A 22593-nucleotide genomic window follows, 5' to 3' on the forward strand; every position below is an offset into this window, starting at 1 on the left:
TTGCCCGCATGCGACGCGTTTTACCCGCGCTTATTCGCTCCGCAATGCCAATGCCGGCGGCGTGGACAGGATGCGCCGCGTGCCCGACCAACCCGCCAACAGACTCAAGGCCAGCCCGAATGCGCCGCCGAGCAGCAGGCGCGGCCAATCCGGTGTCAACGCCATCTCGAACGCCTGCTTCCCGACGACCGCGCCGATCACGGCCGCAGCGGTCACCGCCAGCGTCGCCGCCAGCAAGCCAAGCGCGCCAAATTCCACCAGCACCGCACCGCGTAGCTGGCCACGGCGTGCGCCCAGGGTGCGCAACACTGCGCTGTCGTAACGGCGTTCGCCCGCGGTGGCCTGCAATGCGGCCAGCAACACCAGCATGCCGGCCAGCAGGCTGAAGCCCATCACCAGTTGCACCGCCTGTGCCACCTGGTCGATGACCTCGCGCACGCGGCCCAGGATGGCATCGATATCCAGCAACGAAATGTTCGGATAGTCGCGACTCAGCGCCGCCAGCTTGGACGCATTGCCCGGCGGCAGGTGGAAGGCGGAAATCAGGTTGTACGGCGCATCGCCGACCGATCCTTGATTGAGCAGCAGGAAGAAGTTGACCCGGAACGAATCCCAGTCGGCCTTGCGGATGCTGGTCACGGTGAACGTGCGTTGCTGTTCGCCCAGCAGCAGGGTGATGCGATCGCCCAGTTTGAGCTGGTAGCGCTGCGCCCAGCCTTCTTCCACCGAGGCTTCCGCCGCGGTGCTGTCGGCCGCCCAGAACTTGCCCTGCAGCAGCGTATTTGCCGGCGGGAACGCGTGGCGCCAGGAAAAATTCACCGGGCGGTTGTCGCCGTCGCCGTCGTCGGCCGGGTCGCGGTCGCCACGCACCGGCGGTTTGTCGTTGATGGCCACCAGGCGCCCCGTGGAAAACGGCTCCACGGCCGCATCATTCACCCCCAGACCGCGCAGCGTCTGCAGCACCGGCTGGGTTTGTTCGGGCTGGATGTTCATCAGGAAGTAGTTGGGCGTATCGGCCGGCAGGCGGTCGCGCCATTGGCCGAGCAGGCCCGGGCCGACCACCGCCAGCAGCAACAGCGCGCACAACGACAGCGACAGCCCGACCAGTTGCACCACGCTCAAGCCGCGGCGCCGTGTCAGCGAGGCCAGGCCAAGTTTCCAGGCACCGCGCAGACGGTGCTGGATCGGTCGCAGCAACGCGAGCAGGCCCAGCCCCAGCAACATCGCCACCAGTGCCAGCGCGGCCAGGCCGCCCAGCACCCAGCCGGCCAATACCAGGTTGCCGGTGGCATAGACGGTGAGCGCCAGCGTGGCGGCCAGGGCGGCGCCATACACCAGCAACGAGCTGGGCGGCACTGCGGCAAAGCTGCGGTTGAGCACGCGCATCGGTGGCACGTTGCGCAGCCGCAGCAGCGGCGGCAGGCCGAAGCCCAGCAACAGCACCAGGCCGATGCCCGCACCGGCCAGGGCCGGGGTGGCCTGCGGCAGCGGCAACCGGTTCGGGATCAGGCTGCCCAGCGCCTGCACCAGGCCTTCCTGCGCAAGCATGCCAAGCCCGATACCGACCAGGCAGGCCGGAATCGCCGTCAGCAGCAACTGCAGCGACAGCATTGCCAGGATGTCGCGCTGGCGGGCGCCCAGGCAGCGCAAGACCGCCACGGTGTCGATGCGTCGCATCGCAAACCGGTTCGCTGCCAGGGCCGTGGCCACGCCGGACAACAGCACCGCCAGCAACGCCGACAAGGCCAGGAAGCGGCCGGCGCGATCAAACGCTGCACGCATGCCGCGTTGGGTGTCTTCGATACCCACCAGGCGATACTCGCTGGCGCGTGGCTTGAGCCAGGCGCGCAAATCGGCGATGGCATCCGGTGCGCCGGCGAACATCAACCGATAGGAGGCGCGGCTGCCTGGGCCGAGCAGGCCGGCGCCGTCGATATCGGCGCGATTGACCAGCAGCGGCGGCGAGAGCTGCATCAGCTCCCCGGAGGCATCGGGCTCGGCGCGCAACACGCCGGTGATGGTCAGATGGCCGGCACCGAATTCCAGTTGCTCGCCCACGTGCAGGCCCAGCGCTTCGAGCAGGCGCGGATCGGCATAGGCCTGGCCCGGCGGCGGTGCGCTGGCGGCGCTGCCTTCCGTCCCGGTGCCGTCCTTGGACACCAGCAACTGCCCGCGCAGCGGGTAGCCGGGGCCAACGCCGCGGATATTGGCCATCTGGCTGGCATCGCCATGGAACAGCACGCTGGGAAAGCTGACCATGCGCGTGCTCTGCAGGCCGCGTCGCTGGGCTTCTGCGGCGAAGTCGGCCGGGATCTCCTGCCGCCCGGTCACGCCCAGATCGCCGCCGAGCACTTCGGCCGCGCTGGAGGTCAGCGCGAGCGTCACCCGGTCGACCAGGGTGCCCACCGCGGTCATCACCGCCACGCCCAGCACCAGCGCGGCGAACACCGTCAGCAGATCGCCGGCCAGGAATTCGCGGCGCACGGCGCGCGCGGCTTGGCGCACGACGTTCATGCCGCCGGACCGGTCTGTGCGTGCAGGCGGCCGCTGTCGATGCGGTAGATGTGCCTGCAGCGCTGCGCCAGGCTCATGTCGTGTGTGACCAGCACCAGGGTGGTGTCGCTGGTGGCATTGAGCGCGAACAACAGGTCGCTGATCTGCGCGCCGGTGGCCTGGTCGAGGCTGCCGGTGGGCTCATCGGCGAACAGGATGCGCGGGCGGGCCACGAAGGCGCGCGCCAACGCCACGCGTTGCTGCTCGCCACCGGACAGCTGGCGCGGGTAATGCCGCGCACGTGCACTCAGGCCCACGGCCTCCAGCACTTCGCGCACCCGCGCCGGATCCTCGCGCCCGGCCAGTTCCAGCGGCAGTGCGATGTTTTCTTCGGCAGTCAGCGCCGGCAGCAGGTGGAAACTCTGGAACACGAAGCCGACGTCGCGGGCGCGCAGCGCAGCGCGCGCTTCTTCGTCGAGCTGGCCCAGGTCCTGGCCCGCCAGCGCGATGCTGCCGCGGCTGGGCAGGTCCAGCCCGGCCAGCAGGCCGAGCAGGGTGGTCTTGCCGGAACCGGACGCGCCGACGATGGCGATGCTGTCGCCTTCACTGACCGTCAAGCTCACGTTGTCGAGGATGTGGAGCGTTCCCTCCGGGCCACTGACGGACTTGCCGACCTCGCGAACGTCGATGGCGGTGCGGGTGCTGGAGCGGGGGGCCAGACTGTCGATGAGGAATCTCCGAATGCGTGAAAGAACACTGCGATATGGCGTGCTGGCCCTGTGGCTGCTGACACTCTCCCTGCTTGCGCCGGGGATTGCCTCTGCCAAAAGTCCGGTCGCCACTGCGCCGGTCCTGGTGGTGGGCGACAGCCTGAGCGCTGCGCACAACATCCCGGTGCAGTCCGGCTGGGTGACCTTGCTGGACCAGCGCCTGAAGCGTGACATGGCGACGCCACCGGCAGTCGTCAATGCCAGCATCAGCGGCGAAACCACCTCCGGCGCGCTGACCCGGCTGCCGGGCCTGCTGGAAAAACACCGCCCCGGCGTGGTGGTCATCGAGCTCGGCGGCAACGACGCGCTGCGCGGGCTGACCCCGGCCCAGCTCAAGGGCAACCTGGAAAAGATGATCCAGCTCAGCCAGCACGCCGGCGCCAAGGTGCTGCTGCTCGGGATCGACGTGCCGCCCAATTACGGCCCAGCCTACCGCGAGCGGCTCAAGGCGACCTATGCGGACCTCTCCACACAGTACAAGACCGCGCTAGTGCCGTTCTTCCTGGAAAAGGTCGCGCTGCAGCCCGGCCTGATGCAGGCGGACGGTCTGCACCCCACCGCCGCCGCGCAACCGAAGGTGCTGGAGACGGTATGGCCGGCATTGCGCCCGCTGCTCGGCCGCTAAATGCCGCGGAACACGAAACGTTATCCGGTCTTCACGCTCTTTCCACCGTCGATCCGGCATGTTTCACAAAGCTGAAGACCGAGGAAAGTCCATGCGTCAGACCAAGGAAACGTCCGGCCTCGTGCTGGTCGTCGAAGACAACCGCAATATCTCCGAAATGATCGGCGAGTACCTGGAAGGCCGTGGCTTCGAGGTCGACTACGCGCAGGACGGCCTGGACGGCTACCGTCTTGCCGCGGAGAACAGCTACGACGTGGTCGTGCTGGATCTCATGCTGCCACGCCTGGACGGCATCGAAGTGTGTCGCCGCCTGCGTAACGACGCACGCAAGTCCACACCGGTGTTGATGCTGACCGCCCGCGACACGCTGGACGACAAGCTCACCGGCCTGGGCTTTGGCGCCGATGACTACCTGACCAAGCCGTTTGCGATTCAGGAACTGGAGGCGCGCCTGCGTGCCCTGATCCGCCGCGAGCGTCGCCAGGTGGGCTCGGAAGTGCTCAAGGTCGCCGACCTGGTGCTGGACCCGGTGAGCATGCGCGCCACCCGTGCCGGCACCGAGCTGCAGCTCTCGCCGATCGGCCTGCGCCTTTTGACCATCCTGATGCGCGAATCGCCGCGTGTGGTCACCCGCCAGGAAATCGAGCGCGAAATCTGGGGCAACGGCTTGCCCGATTCGGACACCCTGCGCAGCCATCTGTACAACCTGCGCAAGATCATCGACAAGCCGTTCGACCGTCCGCTGCTGCACACCGTGCAGAGCGCCGGCTATCGCATCGCCGACATCGCCCAACCGATGGCGTGATGTCACGCGCCGGCCGCCGTCCTGGCGGCCGGCTGCTGTATAGGCGCTCACGCGCCGCTCGATCTCCTGTGCTGCCGGCTGGTTGCACGAAGGACTCACGGAAGCGTTGCCTATACTCCGGCGCTCTTCCCTGGATGCAGTAATGCCACACGGGCTTCCGAGAAAAATACGTCTCGCCTTCCTGCTGCAGGTCGCGCTGGCGAGCCTGGCGCTGGTGCTGGCCGGGTACCTGGTGTCGTTCGTCATCAAATACAGCCTGGTGCGCACCGTGCTCGCCGACGAGGCCGTGCATTTCTGGCAGATGCAAAAGAGCGTGCCGGACAACCGGCCGCCCAATACTCGCAATATCCAAGGGTATTTTTCGCCCGCCGGCACCGCCGCCGAGGCTGCACCGGCCGCACTGCGCAACCTGTCTCCGGGTTTCAGCGAAGTGGCTGCCGCCGATGCGCTGGTGTATGTCGATCAACGCCCGGAGGGGCGGCTGTATCTGGTGTTTCCGCGCTCGCGTGCGGCGCATCTGACCTTGTGGTTCGGTGTGGTGCCGGCAATCGTGGTGTTGGTGGCGATCTATGGCGTGTCCTGGTTCACCTATCGGGTTTCCAAGCGGCTGGTCTCGCCGATCAGCTGGCTGGCCCGGCGCGTCTCGCATTGGGACCCACGCAACCCGGATGTGGACGAACTGGCTCCGGAGCGGCTGCCTGCCGAATTGCAGGGCGAAACGCGCCAGCTGGCCGCCGCGCTGCATGCGCTGGGGCTGCGCGTCAGCGAGCATGTCGCGCGCGAACGCAATTTCACCCGCGATGCCAGCCATGAATTGCGCACTCCGCTCACGGTGATCCGCGTGGCCAGCGACATGGCCTTGGCCGACGACGAGTTGTCGGCGCGCACGCAGCGCAGCCTGCGTCGCATCCAGCGCGCCGGCCACGATATGGAAGCGGTGATCGATGCCTTCCTGATCCTGGCGCGCGAAGCCGAGATCGACCCGCAGAGCGAAAATTTCGATGTGGCCGAGCTTGCCAGCGAAGAGCTGGAAAGTGCGCGCGAATTGCTTGGCGACAAACCGGTGTCGTTGCGCATGGTCGGCGACCGCAGCCTGCAGATGTTCGCCCCGCCCAGGGTCATGCGGGTGGTGCTCAGCAACCTGTTGCGTAACGCCTGCGCTTACACCGATACCGGCAGCATCGAGGTGGAGGTGACCCACGACCGCATCGTGGTCCGCGATACCGGCATTGGCATGAGCGAAGAGGCGCGTGCCCGCGCGTTCGAACCGTTCTTCCGCGCCGACCCCACCCGCCCGCAAGGCACTGGGCTCGGCCTGTCGATCGTCCGTCGGCTATGCGATCGCTTCGGCTGGCGTATCGAACTGCAGAGCCAAGCCGGCGTCGGCACGTCCGTGGCGGTGGTCGTCGCCTGAGGCGTCACTTTGTGGTCCTGGCGCTTGCTGATGACGCCTTTCTGCCGCTCAACAGTCACGCGGCATGGCAGGAAGACGACGACCGGCTGCTGCACGCGCTCGGCTAACCGCTTCGATCACCCTATTTACCGCTCGGCAGCCGGAACGCTCAACGTGGTGCCAACAGTGCACCGGCGCGTGGACGTTTGCAGTGCCTTTAGCGACGTTGCAGGTGCTTGGCATTGCCGGTATTTCTTGCCCACACCGCCAATGCGGTCGCCACGTGCCCAAATCGCAGACCCCTACGTCAGTTGTGTGTGGGAACAGGGCCGGCAGGCTGCCGCCACGAAAAAACGCGCTGGCATGGAGCGGCAGCCAACGCCTCCCCTGCAGGCCGGCCGATCCGGCGACAGGCGCGCCGGATCGGCTCGGTTGCGTTCTAGCGTTGTTCCAATACCGGTGCCACGACCTTGCGCCAGATCGCGTAGCCATCGGCCGTCATATGCAGCCTGTCGGCGCGGAACAGTTCTGCGCGCGGTTTGCCGCTGGCATCGAGCATCGGGGTGTAGATGTCCACGAAGTCCACACGCGGCAGCGGGGCTAGCGCGTCCTTGATCAGGCGGTTGGCCTTGATCACGGCCGGCAGCAGTTGCGCGCGCGACGGGCTGGGCTTGATCGACAGATAGCTGATGCGTGCCTCGGGCAGGTCGCGGCGTACACGTGCCACGAATGCCAGCACATCATCGCGCACCTGTTCGGGTGTGCGGCCACTGTTGAGGTCGTTGTCGCCGGCGTACAGCACGACCTGGCGTGGCGCGTATGGAATCACGATGCGGTCTGCGTACCAGGTGCTGTCGCGCACTTCCGAGCCGCCAAAGCCGCGATTGATCACCGGTTTGCCCGGGAAATCCTGGGCCAATGTCTCCCAGAACCGGATCGATGAACTGCCGACGAACACGATGCCGTGCTTGGGCGGCGGCTGACGCGCGTCGCTCTCGGCGAAGCGTTGCATGTCTTGTTCCCAAGCGGCATTGGAGACCTGCGCCGGCACCGCCGGAGCGGTGTGCAGGGCGTCGGCATACGCATGGCCGGACAGAAGGGCTAGGGCGCACAGCACGCTGCGCAGGCGATGGATGGTCATGCAGGAACCTTCAAAGTGAAGCGGGCTGCCATGGTGCGCCAGGCTGGAAGCTGAGGGCAAACCTGCAGGCAGCTGGCGGGGCGGGGCGCCACGGTGCAAGATTCGCACTTTCCCCAGCAGCGACCATGCCATGCGTTTGATTTGTTCCCCTCTTCGCCCATGCGGCAGGACGCACTGACGCATGGCCGATCAATTGGGGCACGTCCCGCGCGGCCCGCGTCGCATGCTCAAGGCGGCGATCTGGTCATGGCAGGGATTGCGCGCGGCGTGGCTGCACGAATCCTCGTTCCGCCTGGAGGTCTGTCTGGCGGCAGTGCTGGTGCCGCTCGGTCTGTGGCTCGGGCAGTCGGGACTCGAGCGCATTGCACTGATTGCGCCACTGTTGATCGTGCTGGCGGCCGAACTGCTGAACTCGGCCATCGAAGCGGTGATCGAACGCTACGGCCCGGAACATCACGTATTGGCCGGGCGTGCCAAGGACATGGGCTCGGCGGCGGTGTTCGTGCTGCTGATCAATGTGCTGCTGTGCTGGGGATTGATCCTGTTGCCGCGGCTGTGGTGACGCGCGGCAGGCAGGGCGAGCCGGGCAGGGGCGTGTGCATGCGGGCTTGACCTGGCACGTGGCATGCTCGGGCTCTCTTCCAATGGAATCGCCTGCATGCCTGTCCTGATTCGCGCCTTGGTGTTGCTGATCCTGACCGCGTCGCTGTCCGGTTGCGGCTACAACGCGATCCAGCAGAAGGAAGAGGGCGTCAAGGCCGGTTGGTCGGAGGTGCTCAATCAGTATCAGCGCCGCGCCGATCTGATTCCCAACCTGGTACGCACCGTGCAGGGCTACGCCCAGCAGGAACGCCAGGTCCTGACCGAAGTGACCAATGCGCGTGCGCGCGTGGGCCAGATCCAGGTCAACGCCGATGACGAAGCGTCGTTGAAGCAATTCCAGCAGGCGCAAGGCGAGTTGGGTAGCGCGCTGTCGCGGTTGTTGGTGGTCAGCGAAAACTATCCGCAGCTCAAGTCGGACCAGTCGTTCCGCGATCTGCAGGTGCAGCTGGAAGGCACCGAAAACCGCATCACCGTGGCGCGTGGCCGCTATATCCAGACCGTGCAGGACTACAACACCTACATCCGCTCGTTTCCGCAGGTGATCACGGCCAAGATCTTCGGCTACCAGCCCAAGCCCAATTTCAGCGTGGAAAACGAAGCGCAGATCTCGCGCGCCCCGCAGGTGGATTTCGGTAATCAGCAGACGCCGCAGCAGGCACCGCAGCAACAGCCCGCGCCGCAGCCTGCGCAGTAATCAGTTGCTGTGCGTGCACGGTGCTTGTGCAGTCGTCGCTAGCAAGCGCAGTACGCGCGCTGTCGAACGACGCACAGGCACGCGCCAAGGCGATGCGCGCCGAGCCGCACATCAGCACGAATCTGCGGACCAAGCCAACAGACCGTGTCGAGGCGAGAGCTAGCTCTCCCATCGGGGATGGGCTTGGTGCGGATAGGTCGCCCGCCAGGCTTTGCAGTCGTTCCGACCAGCCGTGGCTTCGTTTCAGGCGCACACGTTCTCTGTAAGAGGCAACGTCCTGCAGGGAAGACGCAATCGCAAAACCCCGCGCTGATGGACGATCGGCGCGCATCAGGTAGGAGTTGGCAATGCGACGAATGTGTTTGCGAGTGGTGTGGATGATGGCGTTGCTGCTGCTGCCGGCATCGCTGCTGGCGCAGGAGTTGGCTGCCATCCCGCCGCTGCGCTCGCCGGTGGTCGACGTCACCGGCACCCTGGATGCGGCGCAGATCCAGCAACTCGAGCAACAGGCGCTGGCCTTGCAGCAGCGCAAGGGCGCGCAGTTGCAGATTTTGATCGTGCCGACCACGCAGCCGGAAGCGATCGAGCAATACACCCAGCGCGTGTTCGACCAATGGAAGATCGGTCGCAAGGGCGTGGACGACGGCGTGCTGCTGCTGGTGGCCAAGGACGACCGCCGCGTCCGCATCCAGCCGGGTTACGGCCTGGAAGGCGCCATTCCGGACATCACCGCCAACCGCATCATCCAGGAGTATCTGGCGCCGCGCTTCCGTGAGGGCGATTACGCTGGCGGCATCACGGCGGCGACCGCAACCCTGGCCGGCCTGATCGAGGGCGAGGCCCTGCCGGCGCCGGTCAGCGGGCATGCCGAGGGCGGCAACGGCGCGGGCGGCGGTGGCTGGATCATGGCGCTGTTCATCGGCTTCGTGGTGGCCATGGTGGCGCGAGGCATCCTGGGCGCGCTACCGCGCCCGCTGCGCGCCGTGCTGACCGGCGTTGCCGCCGGCGGTGCGGCGTTGCTGTTGACGTCGTTGCTGTTGGCCAGTGCGGGCGCGGCGCTGATCGGCCTGCTGGCCGGCCTGTCCTCCGGCTCGCCCGGCCGCTTTGTCGGTGGCGGAGGCTGGGGCGGCGGCTTCGGCGGCTTCGGTGGATTTGGCGGCGGCGGCCGCGGCGGTTTCGGCGGCGGTGGTGGCTGGGGCGGTGGCGGCGGGTCATCAGGAGGCGGTGGCGCCTCGGGGAGCTGGTAATGCGGTGGCTCAGGCATATCTTCGCGCCCTCGGCGCAGCGCACTTTTCCAGCCGCATGCATGGACGCCATTGCGGCGGCGGTGACCGCGAGCGAGCGCTCGCACACCGGCCAGATCATGGTCGCGGTCGAGGCCGACCTGCCGCTGGAGGCGTTGTGGCGCGGGCACAGCGCGCGGCAGCGCGCCGAGCAGGCCTTCGCCCAGCTGCGGACCTGGGATACCGAAGCCAACAACGGGGTGCTGATTTACCTGCTGCTGGCCGACCACGCCATCGAGGTGGTGGCAGACCGCGGTCTGCGCAGCCGGGTGCCGGAAGCGCGCTGGGCAGAGGTGTGCCGGCGCATGCAGCAATTCCTGCGCGAAGGCCAGCACGAAGCGGCTGTCCTGGCCGGCATCGAGGCGGTGACCGAGCTGTTGGCCGAGCATTTCCCGGCCACAGACGGCGCGCAGCATGAAGACGAGCTACCTGACCGGCCGCGGATTTTAGGCTGAGCGCGTGCGAGGTGTCAGAATAGCGGCCTCGCTTGTTTGTGATACGCGGTCCGCATGATCTATCTGCACGCCATCGACCCCATCGCCTTCTCGCTCGGCCCGGTGCAGGTGCACTGGTACGGCTTGATGTATTTGGCGGCGTTTTTCTCGGCCTGGGCGCTGGGCCGTTCGCGCATCCTGCGCGGTCGCCTGCCCGGGGTAGACATGGATGGTTTTTCCGACCTGCTGTTCTACGGCATGCTCGGCGTGGTGTTGGGCGGGCGCATCGGCTACATGCTGTTCTATGCGTTCGAGACCTTCCTGGCCAACCCGCTGATCCTGTTCAAGGTCTGGGAAGGCGGCATGAGCTTCCACGGCGGCCTGCTTGGCGTGTTGATCGCCTGCTGGCTGTGGGCGCGCAAGCACCGGTTGCACTTCTTCGATGTGATGGACGTTGTCGCCCCGCTGGTGCCGCTGGGTCTTGGTTTCGGGAGGCTCGGCAATTTCGTCGGCGGCGAATTGTGGGGAAAATTCACCCAGGCCGGCTGGGGCGTGATCTTTCCGCACGCGCCGGAACTGGCGGACCGGTTGCCCGCGCAGATCCAGGCGCAGTACGCCGCCGGCGCGTTGAACCAGTTCGCACGCCACCCCTCGCAGCTCTATGAAGCTGCACTGGAAGGCGTGGTGATGTTCGTGGTGTTGTGGACGTTCTCCATGAAGCCGCGCGCACGGTATGCGGTCTCTGGCCTGTTTGCATTGCTGTATGGCGTGTTCCGTTTCATCGTCGAATTCGTGCGCGTGCCCGACGCGCCGATCGGCTACCTGGCCTTCAATTGGCTGACGATGGGCCAGATTCTGAGCCTGCCGTTGATTGCGGTTGGCCTGGTGCTGCTGGCGATGTCGCGCCGCGCGCCGGTGTTGCAGCCGGTGCTGCCGGCGCCCGCAGGCGTGGAGGCTGCCAAGTGAAGCCGTACCTGGAGTTGTTGCAGCACGTGCTGGAACACGGTGCAGAGAAGTCCGACCGCACCGGTACCGGCACGCGCAGCGTGTTCGGCTGGCAGATGCGCTTCGATCTCAACGACGGCTTCCCGTTGGTGACCACCAAGAAACTGCACCTGCGCTCGATCATCCATGAGTTGCTGTGGTTCCTGAAGGGCGACACCAATATCGGCTACCTCAGCGACAACCAGGTACGCATCTGGGACGAGTGGGCCGACGACAACGGCGATCTCGGTCCGGTGTACGGCAAACAGTGGCGGCGCTGGACCGGCCCGGACGGTGTCGAAATCGACCAGATGCAGTGGCTGGTGGATGAAATCAAGCGCAATCCGGATTCGCGTCGGCTGGTGATCAGCGCCTGGAATGTCGGCGAGCTGCCGCAGATGGCGCTGATGCCGTGCCACAGCCTGTTCCAGTTCTATGTGGTGAACGGCAGGCTCAGTTGCCAGCTCTATCAGCGCAGCGGCGACATCTTCCTGGGCGTGCCGTTCAATATCGCCAGCTATGCGCTGCTGACGCATATGGTGGCGCAGGCCACCGGCCTGGGCGTTGGCGATTTCGTGCACACGCTGGGCGATGCGCACTTGTATTCCAATCATTTCGAGCAGGCACGCGAGCAACTGACGCGCACGCCGCGCGCGCTGCCCACCTTGCGTTTGAATCCCGAGGTCACCGACCTGTTCGGGTTCCGCTTCGAAGACATCGCCATCGAAGGCTACGACCCGCATCCGGCGATCAAGGCGCCGGTGGCGGTGTAATTAAGGTCAGTCAAGGAGGGCATATGACTAGTGGTTGGTCTTCACGAATCGGAATGGTCGTACTGCTTGTTGTAGCTAATTGCTTCGGCTCAATAGAGGTTTTCGCAGCAAAGCTGACCTCGCTGACGCCACTCGAGCAATCGCGCGCCTTCTATCAGCAGTTATTGGCGCCGACGCTTACAAAGAATTTAACTTCTAAATATCTAGCTGAGCTTGAAACGCAGCTGGAAGAGGAAATGCAAGATCGCTGGAAAGGGGGTTGCCCTGAGATGCGCCCCGCAATTCGCTCCGAGCTGGAAAAACAAATGCGGCCATCGCTGCAAGAATTATTTGATCGCCCCTGGCTTGGCGACACAATGGCCCCCTTGATCCTTTCTGCGACTACGGATTCGCAACGTTTGATGATTGCTACGGCACTGGATACCAATAATAGGGAGCTAGCATCATTCCTGATGGGGAAAACCAGTTTTGACTCTGTGACGCCGGGTAAGGTTGACGAAGTCATAGCATTGAAAGTGCAAGAAGCTATGCCTGGATTAGTGTCTAGGATGAATAGTATTTTTGCAGCGTTAAGGCCTATTACCGATCAATGCGATGCACGTTTAACCAGCGGTACTTTCAAGTGATGAAACTGACCCTGGTCGTGGCCTTCGACCGCAACAACGCCATCGGTCGCGATAACGAGCTGCCGTGGAAGCTGCCCGATGATCTCAAGCGCTTCAAGGCGCTGACGCTGGGCAAGCCAATCCTGATGGGGCGCAAGACGGCGCAGTCGCTGGGGCGTGCGCTGCCGGGGCGGTTGAATCTGGTGCTGACCCGCTCGGGGCAGGTGCCGTTCGACGGCATGCAGGCGGTCGCATCGGTGGAGCAGGCGATCGAACGCGCCGTGCAGGAGGGGGCGCAGGAGCTGTGCGTGATCGGTGGCGGGGAGGTGTATCGCCTGACCATGGAACGCGCCGATCTGCTGGCCGTGACCGAAGTGGACACCGCGGTGGATGGCGCCGATACGCACTTCCCGCCGATCGACCCTGCGGTGTGGTCGCCGGCGAGGCGCGAGTTATATGCTGCCGACGCCCGGCATGCCCATGCGTTTTCGTTCGTGGATTACGAACGCCGCTGAGCGATGCAGGGTCGCGCCCGGCACCGCGATGGCGACGGGCGCCTCGCGCGCTCAGTCCTGTGGCGTATCGACTGACGGCTTGGGGCCGGCCGCTGCGCTCCCCGCATTGCCGCGGTTGCCGCGCGAGCGCTGACGCCCCTGACGCTCACGTGGACGCCGCGGTGCGCGTGCGACCGGTGCCGGCCCGGTCACTTCCCGTCCGGGCACCTGCACCACGCGCAGCTCATCGCTATCCAGCTGCAACGCCGTCAGCTTGCCGCCCCAGACCGCGCCGGTATCGATCGCATGCACACCCTGGGTGATCGTCAGGCCCAGTGCGGACCAATGCCCGCAGACGATCTTCAGGTCGCGCTCGACCCGTCCCGGCACTTCGAACCAGGGATACAGGCCCTGCGCCTGCGTCCCCGGCGTGCCCTTGTCGTCGGTGGCGATGCGCCCACGCGGGGTGCAATAGCGCATGCGGGTGAACAGATTGATGATGGCGCGGCTGCGGTCGTAGCCGCTCAGGCCCGGCGACCAGCCCGGCTGGTCGCCGTACATATTGCGCAGCAGCTTGCGATAGCCGCCGCCCTGCAGTTGCTGCTCGACCTCGCGTGCATGCTTTTCGGCCATCTGCGTGGTCCACTTCGGCGCCAGCCCGGCATGGATCATCATCCAGCCCAGGGTGCGGTCCACGTGCGCCAGCTTCTGCATGCGTAGCCAGTCCAGCAACGCATCGCGATCTTCGGCCATCACGATGCGCAGCAGATCCGGGTTGACCTTGCGCTGCTCTTCTTCCGAACGCGCACCGATCGCCAGCAGCGATAGGTCGTGATTGCCCAGCACCACTACGCTGTGCGCGCGCAGGGAATGCACCAGGCGCAGCGTTTCCAGCGATTGCCCGCCGCGGTTGACCAGATCGCCGCAGAACCACAGCGTGTCCTGGGCGGGGTCGAAATTGATCTTCTCCAGCAACCGCTGGGTGATGTCGTAGCACCCTTGCAGGTCGCCGATGGCCCAGACGCTCATTGCGCGCGCTCCCTTACTCCGGCATTCATCAGTGCAGCGTCCTGGGCACGCTCAGCACGAAGGCGGCGATCGGGGCGATAAATTCGGTGCCATCGTCGGCCACCATGTCGTAGTGGCCTTGCATCTGTCCCTGCTCGGTCTCCAGCAGTACGCCGGAGGTGTAATGGAAAGCTTCGCCCGGTCGCAGCCACGGCTGTTCGCCGACCACGCCTTCGCCATCCACCTGCTCGGTGCGCCCGTTGCCATCGGTGATCTGCCAATGACGCGCGATCAGGCGCGCAGGCACCGCGCCCGCATTCTGGATGCGGATGCTGTAGGCAAAGGCGTAGCGGCCTTCGTCCGGGGTGGATTGATGGGCGAGGAAGCGGGGCGATACCTCGACCTCGACGCGGTAGCGCGGATCATCTTGCATGGCGAAAGTCTAAATAAAACGGTGTGGGAGCGGCGCTCAAGCCAGCTCGACATTGGCCAGCCGGATGAAATCCGCGACCTCCAGTTGTTCGGCGCGTGCATCCGGGCGCACCTGCGCGGCGTCGAAATGGGCCGGTTCGCAAATGGTGGACAAGGCATTGCGCAGGGTCTTGCGGCGCTGCCCGAACCCGGCGCGCACCACATCGGCGAAGCGGCGGCGGTCGTTGATCTGCACCGTGGCCGGGTCGCGCGGCACCAGCCGCACCACGGCCGAGTCCACCTTCGGCGGCGGCCGGAATGCGCCCGGCGGCACCACGAACAGCGCAGTCACCTCGCAATACGCCTGCAGCATCACGCTGAGCCGTCCGTACACCTTGCTGCCGGGGCCGGCGGCCATGCGGTCGACCACTTCCTTTTGCAGCATGAAATGCATGTCGGTCACGGCAGCGGCATGGTCCAGCGCATGGAACAGGATCGGCGAGGAGATGTTGTAGGGCAGGTTGCCGACCAGGCGGATTGGCGTGCCATCGGCCAGTGCAGTGAAATCCACGCTGAGCACATCGCGGTGGATGATGCTCAGCGCGCCGATCGGGGCCGCCGCTTCGGTCAACGGCGCGATCAGGTCGCGATCGAATTCGATCACGGTCAGCGCGCCATGCCTGCGCAGCAACGGAAAGGTGATGGCACCCTGGCCCGGGCCGATCTCGACCAGATGCTGGCCGGCGCGCGGGTCTACCGCCTGCACGATGCGGTCGATGTAATACCGGTCGGCAAGAAAGTGCTGGCCAAGCGACTTCTTGGCCGGTGCGCTGAAAGAAGAATTCATCTGCGCAGTTTAACGGAGGCCGCGCCTGCACGCGGTGTCGTTCGCGTGCCCGCCTGGCCTGGCGGATCGGCGGCGTGCGCCATGCGGCATCCCCGCGCCGAGCCAAGCACGCGTGGTGTTAGCGGCGCGCCGCCAATCGGGCGCACAACGCAGTGGCTGCCATCAGGCTGGAGGGGTCTGCGATTCCGCGGCCGGCCAGTTCCAGCGCAGTACCGTGATCCACCGCCACGCGCGGGTAGGGCAGGCCCAGGGTGATATTTACAGCCTGCTCGAAGCCGCTGTACTTGAGCACCGGCAGGCCCTGGTCGTGATACATCGCCACCACCGCGTCGAAACCGCGCAGTTTCTGCGGCAAGAACGCGGTGTCCGCCGGCAGCGGGCCGATCAGCTGCATGCCCTCGCCGCGCAGCTGCTCCAGCAGCGGAATGACGATATCCAGTTCCTCGCGGCCCAGGTGACCGTCTTCGCCGGCATGCGGGTTGAGGCCGAGCACGGCGATGCGCGGGTGCTCCAGGCCGAAGTCGCGCTGCATCGCCGCATGGGTAATGCGCAGGCATTGCAGCAGCGCATCGGCGGTGATCGCATCGGCCACCGCACGCAGCGGCAGATGGGTTGTCACCAGCGCAACGCGCACGATGCTGTTGGCCAGCATCATCACCACCGGGCAACCGGCTTGTTCGGCCAGCAGTTCGGTGGTGCCGGTGTAAGCAATGCCGCCGGCGTTGATCACTGCCTTGTGCACCGGGCCAGTGACGATTCCCTGCAGGCGGCCGGCGAGGCAGTCACCCGCGGCGCTGCGCAGGCCGGCGATCACTGCTGCCGCATTGGCCGGGTCGGGTGCGCCCAAACGCGTGGTCACGGCCTGGCGAACGGGATGCAGCGGCAGGTCGCCGGGCGCACGTGCCGGCTGGTCGGGATCGAGCAGCCGTACAGGCAACGACAGCGCCGTTGCGGCGCTGTGCAGGGTGTCTGGGTCGGCGTAGGCAATCAGATGCGCGTCCGAGCGCGGCTGCTGCGCAAGCCGGATGCATAGCTCCGGCCCGATTCCGGCCGGCTCGCCTGGCACCAGCGCGAGCGACGGGACCATCATGCTATCCGGCTGCCCGGTCTCAGCGCGTCGGCTTTGCCGGCGGCGGCGAAGGCGCTGCCGGGTCTGCCGATTTGGCCGGAGCGGCAGTGGCATTGTCATCGGCGCGGTCGCCGGTGCGGTAGCTCACGTACGCTTCGCCACGCAGTTCCTGCAGATAGCGGTTGTACTCTTCTTCCAGCTTGCGGCGACCGATGGTTTCACGCACCTGCGCGCGCTGGTTCTCGGCGCTGACGTCGGTCTGGCGGCTGCCGACGCGCTGCACGATGTGCCAGCCCGCCTGGGTCCGGAACGGTTCGGAGACTGCGCCGTCGGTCAGGCTTTCGACCTGCTTGCCGAAGTCCGGGCCGAACGCATCGGCGGGGAACCAGCCCAGATCGCCACCCTGACCGCGGCTGTTGGTGTCCTCGGAAGACTCCTTGGCCGTCGCCTGGAAATCGGCACCACCAACGATGCGTGCGCGAATCGTATCGATCTTGGCCTTGGCCTGCGCCTCGGTCTGGTTCTCGCCGATCCGCACCAGGATGTGGCGTGCGTGGTACTCGGTGACCATCTTCTTTTCGCCGCCGGCATTGGCGTCGCGCATTTCCACCAGCTTGAGCAACTGGAAGCCGCTCGGGCCGCGCAGCGGTCCGGCCACCTGGCCGGGCTGCATGTCGCGGATCAGCTGCGCAAATGCGTTCGGGATTTCATCCAGGCTGCGCCAGCCCAGATCGCCGCCTTCCAGCGCATTGGGGCTATCGGAATAACGCACCGCAGCGGCCGAAAAATCCAGCTCGCCCTTGTCGATCAAGGCTTTGACGCCATCGACCTTCTTCTGGCCGGTGGCGATCTGCTCGGCAGTTGCCCCTTCCGGCAAGCCGATCAGGATGTGCGCCAGGTGGTACTGGCTACCGGTGGCGGCCTGTTGGGCCAGTGCGGTATCCACTTCGCCTTCGCTCACGCTGATGCGGCTCTGCGCAAAGCTCTGGCGCAGGCGCTGCACGATGATCTCGTCGCGCACCGATGCGCGGAAATCGGCGTAGCCCATCCCGTCGGCTGCCAGCTTCTGGCGCAGGCCGTCCACGGTCGTGCCGTTCTGCTGGGCGATGCTGGCGATGGCGCGGTTGAGTTCTTCGTCGCTGACGCGGATACCGTTGCCATCGGCACGGCTGACCTGCAGCTTGACCAGCACCAGGCGCTCAAGCACCTGCCGCTGCAGCACATCGTCTGGCGGCAGCTGGTTTTCGCGACCGGCATACTGCGACTTGACGTTGCGTACGGCGCGATCGAGCTCGCTCTGCAGCACCACGTCTTCGTCGACGATGGCAGCGATGCGATCCAGCGGCTGGGATTGCTGTGCCGAGGCCAACGGCGAAACCGTGCTGGTGATGGCCAGCAGCGAGGCAAGAACAACAGAGAAAGGCTTGGTCATGGAATCAGGTTCGGATCGTAATCGTCCGGATTGGTCGTGGTGTTGCTGGGCGGGACCAGGTAGAGGTCGTCGCGGTAATAGCCGAGAATAGCACGGCGCAAAGTGCGGTCCGTGTTCTGCCCGAACGAGCTCAAGCCCTTCAGCACGAACTCAATCTGGATCGAGTTGTCCATCTCGCCATCGCGGTTGCGCACGAACCGGCGCACCAGCCCGCGTACCGCCAGGCAGCAGCTGTCCCATTGCACGCCACCGATGATTTCCAGCGGCTTGCGGTCCAGCAGCGAGTAGTAGTACCGACCGACCGCGCTCCAGCTGGGGTTGATCGGGTACAGGAAGGAGAAATCGGCCTGCTTGAGCTGGTCGCTGTTGTCGGTGAGGTTGCGACGGTAGCGATACGCCAGGTTGATGATGCCGTCGTTGTTGAGCAGGTAGCGCGTGCGCAGGCTGGCCAGATCTTCCTTGCGTGAGTTCGGGTTCCACTGGTAGGTGGCGCCCATCGACCAGCGGTCGTTGATCATGTAGTTGGCGTCAGCCACCCAGGCAGACTTGCCCTGTTCGACGGTCTGCTCGCTGCCGGCTGCCGAATTGTTGCTGTTGTTGATGGTGACCAGCGAGTCGCTGAAGTACAGGATCTGGCCCGCGCTCAGCGAGAGCTTTTCGCGGCCGTCGTCCTGGCGCAGCCAGCGCGAGGTCACTGCCAGGGTCAGCTGGTTGGCATCGTTCTGGCGGTCGGCGCCGGTGTAGCGGGTGTCGCGGAACAGCTGCCCGTAGCTGAAGGTGAACGGACGGGTGTCGAACACCGGCAGATCGTCCTGGTCGCGGTACGGCACGTACAGGTAGTACATGCGCGGCTCCAACGTATTGAGATAGTTGGTGCCAAACAGCGAGGTTTCGCGATCGAAGTACAGGCCGGCGTCCAGCGAGGCGATCGGCAGGCTGCGCGTGGGCGTGCGGTTGCCGGTCAGCGGTGCGGTATCGGCCAGCGTGGAATCCAGCTGGTACGCGGTGTAGCGCCACGCCACGGTAGGCGTCAGGAACCATGCTGCGCCCGACAGCGGCATCGAGATGTAGGGCTTGACGTCCAGGCGCGCGCCGCTGCCGTATTGCTTGTTGCGGATATTGGTACGGACGTACTCGTCTTCGTTGTCATCCCTGCTGCTGCCACTGATCGGCGGCCTGACGAAGTAAGAGTCATCATGCGTAAACCGCACTGCCTCGGCATAGATACCGGCCTCGAAAATGCCCAGCGGCTTTTCCCAGGTGAAATACGCGCGCGGCTGCCGGTTATAGGGCAGGGCCTGCTCGTCCAGCGTGTAGTCGGTGAGCTGCCAACGGTCGGCCATCAGGCCCGCGGTCCAGGTCTCGCCGGTGCCGTAGATGCCCACGGTGCTCTGCAGGCTGGAGGCCGAGCCCATGCCGTTGATGCGGCTGGTGAAATCTTCCACGTAGCGCGTGTCGCTGACCCAGGAGATGCTACTGCGCGCCTGCCAATTGCTGTTGACGTTGTGGTAGCCGCTGTAGAACACGCTGCCACGGTCCTTGTCGCGCAACTTGTCGTTGGGCAGGTAGTTGCCGGTGACTTCGCCGCGACCGCCCTCGTACAGGTACCGGAATTCGGTGCCGAACATGAAACCGCGCTTGCTCATGTAGCGCGGCAACAACGTGGCGTCGTAGTTCGGCGCCAGGTTCAGATAGATCGGCTGCAGGTAGTCGAAGCCGTTACGGCCGGACAGACCGAATTGCGGAAACAGCAGGCCGGTCTGGCGGCGGTCGTCGATCGGGAACTTGAACCACGGGAAGTACAGCACCGGCACCTTGCCGATCTGCAGCACCGCGTTGCGCGCGGTACCGAAACCTTCCTCGTTGTCGACGTCGATCTCCGGCGCGCGAACGCGCCAGATCGGCTGCGAGGGGTCGCAGGTGGTGTACGTGGACCGATGCATCTGCCCGACCTGGCCCTGCAGGTCCACCGATTCGGCGTCGCCATTGCCGCGGCGCTCCACCAACTGGTACTGGATGTTGGTGACCTTGTGGGTGTCGGTGTCCTGATTGCCCTCGGCGCGGTCGGCGACCATGCGGAAAGAGGTGTCCTGGTAGCGGACATTGCCTTCGGCGATGTAGTTGCCGGTTTCGGTGTCCATGCGCAGGTTGTCGGCACCCAGGAACTGGTCGCCGCGCTTCAACGCAACATTGCCTTGGTATTGCGGGGTGGTGCTGGTGCCGGAGAGTTGGTCGCCTTCGATGTCGGTCGGCAACTGCTGGCGCATTTCTGCGGCCTTGGGGTCGGCGGCGGGGGCGCCGTCGAAGCCGGGTAGCGGGTCTACGGCCGGGCACAGTCCCCAGTTCAACGGCTTGTCGGCAGCCATGGCCGGGAGGCAGATGGCGATGCTCAAAGGCAGGGGCAGCAGGCGGAGAGCTCGGCGCACGCGTGGGTTCAACCAATAAAATGGCGACTAGCTTGCCGCATACCCCGCATAGGGGCAATGAAGAGCGCCGGCGCCGGGAGGGCGAGGTTCATCGCACTCGGTGACGCGACCGGCGCCCTGGCCGGGGTTCAGCGCAGCGCTGCCACGTGCGCCACGCTGCTTTCGCGCAGCGCCTGCAGGTCGTAGCCGCCTTCCAGCATCGAGACCACGCGGCCGCGTGCATGGCGGTCGGCGAGTGTGCGCAGCGCGCCGGTGAGCCAGGCGAAATCGTCGTCGTCCAGCATCAGGTCGGCCAGTGGGTCGCGCAGATGCGCATCAAAGCCGGCGGAGATCAGGGTCAGCGGCAGGCGCAATATCAGCCAGCGGTGCATCTCGTCTTCCTAGATATCGCAGAAGCGCAGCCCGTCGCTGTATGGTGGAATTGGCGAATTCTTTGGATGCCGACACCTATAATTCATTGCTGTACATACAACGCCTCTATGGTTTCAAGGCGTTGTATGAGTCTATCTCAGTTTTTTATCCTATCTCAATGACCAAAGAACGCCACTTCTACCGCTAACTCTAAATAAGACAGCAAGTGCCCCATTAGTGCTTAACGACAAGTACGGGTCTGTTCCCTGTGTGCCAGTGGACCAAACTGGACTGCCTGCAGAATTATATATTACAAAATTACCGTCGCCTTGCATGACTGCATTCTCTCCTGATCCTGCCGTACCAGATTGCCATTTAAGGGAGCCGCCAGCATAAAGCTCTAGATTCCCTGAAGCAGTGAAGTCAAGTCGTGCAGATCCGTTGGATGTCTGAAAGCTGCTTCCTTTAGTAAAAACCGTTCCAGGAGGAAAAGCTATTCCATCTAGCCCGTTTGGAAAGTCGCCAGTCGCTCTCCAGGCCGGGCCGAAACCATAGACCACCAAATTTCCATCATCTTGAACTGCAAAGTAAGCGTCCTGAACCATTCCTGTAACTGAGGACGGAGCGCATGTTCTGAACAGAGATCCGCCAGATGTACCATTTTTTTGCAGGCCAGCGCACCTTGATGGCCTTGTTCCAGTTGCGCCCGTAGGTAAAAAGCTAAAAGAGTCTCCTTGAGATACTTGGCCGCTACTTGCCACCCATGTCTGCCTATTATCTGAATTTCTATAGAGCCTTAATGAGCCATCAGCAAGAAATTTGAGTGAATATGCGCCATTTGGCGACGTCAGGGTTTCTTCTGGGACTAGTCGATTCCCTTGGTTGAGCTGGCCAGGGAAGTTTGCACGCAGCATTTGCGCATTGACTTGCCCACATGCAATCGTGGCTGCTAGACACAATACAATATTCAACTTTCTCACTTTTTATCCTTTAAAAGTAAATTGAGAGTGATTTACTGCAAAAGAACTCTAACATGAGCAATTGAGCATTCTGCAAGCGCCTGCAGGTCGTAGCCGCCTTCCAGCATCGAGACCACGCGGCCGCGTGCATGGCGGTCGGCGAGTGTGCGCAGCGCGCCGGTGAGCCAGGCGAAATCGTCGTCGTCCAGCATCAGGTCGGCCAGTGGGTCGCGCAGATGCGCATCGAAGCCGGCGGAGATCAGGATCAATTGCGGGCGGAAGGCATCGACGAGCGGCAGCATCTCGTCTTCCCAGACATTGCGGAAGCGCAGCCCGTCGCTGCCCGGTGGCAGCAGCAGGTTGTGGATATTGCCGACGCCGCGCTCGTAGACGCTGCCCGAATGCGGATACAGCCCGGACTGGTGGGTGCTCAGGTACTGCACGGCGGGGTCGCGTTCGAAGATCGCCTGGGTGCCGTTACCGTGATGGACGTCGAAATCCACGATGGTGATGCGTTCCAGCCCATGCCGGTCGCGGGCGTGGGCGGCGGCCACGGCGATGTTGTTGAACAGGCAAAATCCCATCGACACCTGTGCGGTGGCGTGGTGACCGGGCGGACGCACGGCGCAGAAGGCGGTGCGGGCCTGGTCCTGCATCACCGCATCGACCGCGGCGATGCCGGCGCCTGCGGCGCGCAAGGCGGCCGCGCGCGAGGCCGGCACCATGCGCGTATCCACGTCCAGCTGACGATAGCCGTCGAAGGCGGTTTCCAGCACCGCATCCACCTGCTCGCGCTCGTGCACGCGGCACAGGTCGCCCAGCTTGGCCAACGGCGCTTCGCGCCAGTCCAGATCCGGGAATGCGCCGCGCAGGGCCTGGACGACCGCTTCCAGGCGGGCGGGGCTCTCCGGGTGCTCAGGGCCGGCGTCGTGACCGAGGCAGGCGGGATGGGTAAAGACCAACATGGGGCAACTCTAGCCTCTGTGCCGACCC

22 protein-coding genes and 1 pseudogene are annotated in these 22593 nt (G+C 64.9%); 11 read left to right on the forward strand and 12 right to left on the reverse strand.

Annotated elements, in window-relative coordinates; genetic code table 11:
* Positions 1 to 30: 30 nt before the first annotated feature.
* Both J7396_RS15625 and J7396_RS15630 read right to left on the reverse strand, forming a co-directional pair.
* A complete protein-coding gene (locus tag J7396_RS15625; protein ID WP_209261702.1) occupies positions 31 to 2514 on the reverse strand; it encodes an FtsX-like permease family protein in 2484 nt (827 codons plus the stop codon).
* Positions 2511 to 3116 carry an ATP-binding cassette domain-containing protein gene (locus J7396_RS15630; protein ID WP_011346467.1) on the reverse strand — a complete coding sequence of 202 codons (606 nt, stop codon included), beginning with the start codon at positions 3114 to 3116 and terminating at the stop codon, positions 2511 to 2513. Before J7396_RS15630 ends, J7396_RS15625 begins: the two co-directional genes overlap by 4 nt.
* 103 nt (positions 3117 to 3219) lie before the next feature.
* Between J7396_RS15630 and J7396_RS15635 the strand changes: the two genes are divergently transcribed.
* The 3 genes from J7396_RS15635 to J7396_RS15645 all read left to right on the forward strand — a co-directional run bounded on the left by J7396_RS15635 (position 3220) and on the right by J7396_RS15645 (position 6107).
* Positions 3220 to 3888 (forward strand): arylesterase, encoded by a 669-nt coding sequence (locus tag J7396_RS15635; RefSeq protein WP_005910775.1) that lies wholly within the window; start codon positions 3220 to 3222, stop codon positions 3886 to 3888.
* 91 nt (positions 3889 to 3979) lie between these two features.
* Positions 3980 to 4693 (forward strand): response regulator transcription factor, encoded by a 714-nt coding sequence (locus J7396_RS15640; protein WP_002811889.1) that lies wholly within the window; start codon positions 3980 to 3982, stop codon positions 4691 to 4693.
* Between the two features lie 142 nt (positions 4694 to 4835).
* Entirely contained in the window at positions 4836 to 6107 is a 1272-nt protein-coding gene (locus J7396_RS15645) for a HAMP domain-containing sensor histidine kinase (protein ID WP_039417740.1), read from the forward strand.
* A 418-nt stretch (positions 6108 to 6525) separates the two neighbouring features.
* Here J7396_RS15645 and J7396_RS15650 read toward each other — a convergent pair whose 3' ends face one another.
* Complete coding sequence (locus J7396_RS15650) at positions 6526 to 7227, reverse strand: SGNH/GDSL hydrolase family protein (protein WP_008573595.1); 702 nt, start codon at positions 7225 to 7227, stop codon at positions 6526 to 6528.
* A gap of 181 nt (positions 7228 to 7408) precedes the next feature.
* Here J7396_RS15650 and J7396_RS15655 point away from each other — a divergent pair, with 181 nt between their 5' ends.
* From J7396_RS15655 to J7396_RS15690, 8 genes are all read left to right on the forward strand, one after another.
* Positions 7409 to 7789 carry a diacylglycerol kinase gene (locus tag J7396_RS15655; protein ID WP_005910722.1) on the forward strand — a complete coding sequence of 127 codons (381 nt, stop codon included), beginning with the start codon at positions 7409 to 7411 and terminating at the stop codon, positions 7787 to 7789.
* 96 nt (positions 7790 to 7885) lie between these two features.
* Positions 7886 to 8524 carry a LemA family protein gene (locus J7396_RS15660; RefSeq protein WP_014089429.1) on the forward strand — a complete coding sequence of 213 codons (639 nt, stop codon included), beginning with the start codon at positions 7886 to 7888 and terminating at the stop codon, positions 8522 to 8524.
* Positions 8525 to 8871: 347 nt separating this feature from the next.
* Positions 8872 to 9771 carry a TPM domain-containing protein gene (locus tag J7396_RS15665; protein WP_209261703.1) on the forward strand — a complete coding sequence of 300 codons (900 nt, stop codon included), beginning with the start codon at positions 8872 to 8874 and terminating at the stop codon, positions 9769 to 9771.
* A complete protein-coding gene (locus J7396_RS15670) occupies positions 9771 to 10262 on the forward strand; it encodes a TPM domain-containing protein (RefSeq protein ID WP_014089431.1) in 492 nt (163 codons plus the stop codon). The genes J7396_RS15665 and J7396_RS15670 overlap by 1 nt, the downstream gene beginning before the upstream one ends.
* Positions 10263 to 10316: 54 nt before the next feature.
* Positions 10317 to 11207 carry a prolipoprotein diacylglyceryl transferase gene (lgt, locus tag J7396_RS15675; protein WP_209261704.1) on the forward strand — a complete coding sequence of 297 codons (891 nt, stop codon included), beginning with the start codon at positions 10317 to 10319 and terminating at the stop codon, positions 11205 to 11207.
* Entirely contained in the window at positions 11204 to 11998 is a 795-nt protein-coding gene (locus J7396_RS15680; RefSeq protein WP_209261705.1) for a thymidylate synthase, read from the forward strand. Before lgt ends, J7396_RS15680 begins: the two co-directional genes overlap by 4 nt.
* 23 nt (positions 11999 to 12021) lie before the next feature.
* Positions 12022 to 12624, forward strand: coding sequence for a hypothetical protein (locus J7396_RS15685; RefSeq protein WP_014089433.1), 603 nt, complete (start codon positions 12022 to 12024; stop codon positions 12622 to 12624).
* Positions 12624 to 13118 (forward strand): dihydrofolate reductase, encoded by a 495-nt coding sequence (locus tag J7396_RS15690; protein WP_209261706.1) that lies wholly within the window; start codon positions 12624 to 12626, stop codon positions 13116 to 13118. The genes J7396_RS15685 and J7396_RS15690 overlap by 1 nt, the downstream gene beginning before the upstream one ends.
* A 51-nt stretch (positions 13119 to 13169) precedes the next feature.
* Here the strand turns inward: J7396_RS15690 and J7396_RS15695 are convergent, their stop codons facing one another.
* The 9 genes and pseudogenes from J7396_RS15695 to J7396_RS15735 form a co-directional block, all read right to left on the reverse strand.
* Positions 13170 to 14126 (reverse strand): symmetrical bis(5'-nucleosyl)-tetraphosphatase, encoded by a 957-nt coding sequence (locus tag J7396_RS15695; protein WP_071118526.1) that lies wholly within the window; start codon positions 14124 to 14126, stop codon positions 13170 to 13172.
* Positions 14127 to 14154: 28 nt separating this feature from the next.
* Positions 14155 to 14538 carry a Co2+/Mg2+ efflux protein ApaG gene (apaG, locus tag J7396_RS15700; protein WP_007965232.1) on the reverse strand — a complete coding sequence of 128 codons (384 nt, stop codon included), beginning with the start codon at positions 14536 to 14538 and terminating at the stop codon, positions 14155 to 14157.
* Between the two features lie 36 nt (positions 14539 to 14574).
* Positions 14575 to 15363 carry a 16S rRNA (adenine(1518)-N(6)/adenine(1519)-N(6))-dimethyltransferase RsmA gene (gene rsmA / locus J7396_RS15705; protein WP_008576393.1) on the reverse strand — a complete coding sequence of 263 codons (789 nt, stop codon included), beginning with the start codon at positions 15361 to 15363 and terminating at the stop codon, positions 14575 to 14577.
* Between the two features lie 118 nt (positions 15364 to 15481).
* Positions 15482 to 16453: a 4-hydroxythreonine-4-phosphate dehydrogenase PdxA gene (gene pdxA, locus J7396_RS15710; protein WP_014089436.1), complete on the reverse strand. Its 972-nt coding sequence runs from the start codon at positions 16451 to 16453 to the stop codon at positions 15482 to 15484.
* 19 nt (positions 16454 to 16472) lie between these two features.
* Positions 16473 to 17864: a peptidylprolyl isomerase gene (locus tag J7396_RS15715; RefSeq protein WP_008576397.1), complete on the reverse strand. Its 1392-nt coding sequence runs from the start codon at positions 17862 to 17864 to the stop codon at positions 16473 to 16475.
* Positions 17861 to 20302, reverse strand: coding sequence for an LPS-assembly protein LptD (gene lptD, locus J7396_RS15720; RefSeq protein ID WP_039417630.1), 2442 nt, complete (start codon positions 20300 to 20302; stop codon positions 17861 to 17863). Before lptD ends, J7396_RS15715 begins: the two co-directional genes overlap by 4 nt.
* Before the next feature lie 116 nt (positions 20303 to 20418).
* Positions 20419 to 20712, reverse strand: a pseudogene (locus J7396_RS15725) (histone deacetylase family protein); the annotation flags it as partial.
* 99 nt (positions 20713 to 20811) lie between these two features.
* Complete coding sequence (locus J7396_RS15730) at positions 20812 to 21621, reverse strand: hypothetical protein (protein ID WP_081029797.1); 810 nt, start codon at positions 21619 to 21621, stop codon at positions 20812 to 20814.
* Positions 21622 to 21653: 32 nt separating this feature from the next.
* Complete coding sequence (locus J7396_RS15735; protein WP_057681880.1) at positions 21654 to 22565, reverse strand: histone deacetylase family protein; 912 nt, start codon at positions 22563 to 22565, stop codon at positions 21654 to 21656.
* Positions 22566 to 22593: the final 28 nt, after the last annotated feature.

The organism is Xanthomonas sp. A1809 (assembly GCF_017746015.1).
GTDB lineage: Bacteria > Pseudomonadota > Gammaproteobacteria > Xanthomonadales > Xanthomonadaceae > Xanthomonas > Xanthomonas euvesicatoria.